This is a genomic window from Mesorhizobium sp. M7A.F.Ca.US.005.03.2.1, assembly GCF_003997795.1.
In the GTDB taxonomy this organism is placed as follows: domain Bacteria; phylum Pseudomonadota; class Alphaproteobacteria; order Rhizobiales; family Rhizobiaceae; genus Mesorhizobium; species Mesorhizobium ciceri.
Genome location: NZ_RZRP01001510.1, coordinates 1 through 629, shown reverse-complemented (window position 1 = coordinate 629; position 629 = coordinate 1). Strand labels below are relative to the sequence as shown.

Genomic DNA, 629 nt, shown 5'->3' with positions numbered 1-629 from the left:
GACATGGAATTTCCCTGGACGGAATGCCGGCGGGCCGGCGCTTTTCATTTGTTGCGGCGGTCTCGTACCACGGTGGGCCGAAATGGTCATCCCCATGGTCGTCACTTCACGCGAGGCCTTTCAATGCATGGTTTTGTGACGCCGGCTTTTCGCTTTGACAGCGCTGCAAACTGTGGTTAAGGGGACCACTCTTTTATTGACGAGGCTTGCCGTGGCAAAAACCGAACTTGGCACAAAACGTATCGACCCGGAGACGGGCCGAAAATTCTACGACCTGAACAAGGACCCGATCGTCTCGCCCTACACCGGCAAGACCTATCCGCGTTCCTATTTCGAGGAAGGCAAGATTGCCGCTCTCGAGGAGGAAGAGGAAGTGGCCGAGAAGGAAGTGGACGCCGAGGAAGAAGAAGGCGTTGAGGTCGTCTCGCTCGAAGAGGCAGATGAGGACGTCAAGGGCGACGACCTGCCGGATCTTGGCGACGACGCGGACGACGTTGATCTCGGCGACGACGAAGATGACACCTTCCTCGCTGACGAAGAGGAAGAAGATGACGACGTTGCCGACATGATCGGCGTCGGCGACGACGACGACGAGGTCTGATCGGCCTTGAAAGCGGGCGTTTGCGGGC

1 protein-coding gene is annotated in these 629 nt (G+C 58.2%); it reads left to right on the top strand.

What is annotated here, in order from left to right:
- Window positions 1–211 precede the first annotated feature (211 nt).
- Complete coding sequence (locus tag EN991_RS38785) at window positions 212–601, top strand: TIGR02300 family protein (protein ID WP_127370662.1); 390 nt, start codon at window positions 212–214, stop codon at window positions 599–601.
- Window positions 602–629: the final 28 nt, after the last annotated feature.